The sequence below is a fragment of the Dryocola clanedunensis genome (assembly GCF_038405435.1).
Lineage (GTDB): Bacteria > Pseudomonadota > Gammaproteobacteria > Enterobacterales > Enterobacteriaceae > Dryocola > Dryocola clanedunensis_A.
In genome coordinates this window covers 1-883 of sequence record NZ_JBBYHZ010000050.1, presented here as the reverse complement: position 1 = coordinate 883, position 883 = coordinate 1, and the positions used below count along the sequence as shown (strand labels likewise).

Annotated in this window: 1 protein-coding gene; it reads right to left on the bottom strand. The window is 68.4% G+C overall.

Annotation, left to right across the window (positions count from 1 at the left end; genetic code table 11):
- Positions 1-220 precede the first annotated feature (220 nt).
- A partial coding sequence (locus AAE045_RS23280) for a methyl-accepting chemotaxis protein (RefSeq protein WP_455549691.1) occupies positions 221-883 on the bottom strand: 663 nt, incomplete at its 5' end.

Genomic DNA, 883 nt, shown 5'->3' with positions numbered 1-883 from the left:
CGGCGCTGCGCGCGATGTTCTGCGGCAGCGAGAAGATGCCGGCACCGATCATCGACCCGACCACCAGGGCAGTCAGCGCGGTCAGGCCAAGCCGGTCGGAACGGGAGGTCATGTGCTCACCATGCCTGCAAAGGATAGCGCCGATTACCAATGCAGCGCGGTGAGCATCCGGTGAATCACGCGACCCGGCGCGCCATGGGATGTGGCACGCCGGGCAGGATCAGAAGGTCTGCCAGTCGTCCCCGTCTCCGGCCACGGCCGCTGCCGGCATCCGCGCGGTGCTGCGCGCGGGCGCGGCCCGGCGTGCCGATGTGCTGGCCGCGCCAGCACTGGACTGCAGGCGGAAGATCGCCACCGCAGTACCCAGCTGCTGGGCCTGCTCCTCCATCGCACGCGCCGCCGCCGTGGCTTCCTCCACCAGCGCGGCATTCTGCTGTGTGGTCTCGTCCATCTGGGTGATGGTCTGGTTGACCTGCTCGATGCCGGCAGACTGCTCTTTCGAGGCGGCCGAGATCTCGGCCATGATGTCGTTGACCCGACGCACGCCGGTGACGATCTCCTCCATCGTACGGCCGGCGGTCTGCACCAGTGCCGAGCCCGCACTGACCTGGGTCACCGAGTCGTCGATCAACGTCTTGATCTCCTTGGCGGCGCCCGCCGAGCGCTGGGCCAGCGCGCGCACTTCCGTGGCCACCACCGCGAAACCACGGCCCTGCTCGCCGGCCCGGGCCGCTTCCACCGCAGCGTTCAGCGCCAGGATGTTGGTCTGGAAGGCGATGCCGTCGATGACCGAGATGATCTCGGCGATCTTCTTGGACGAGGTCTGGATCGCACTCATGGTGGTCACCACCTGGCCGACCACCACACCGCCCTGCGAGGCCAC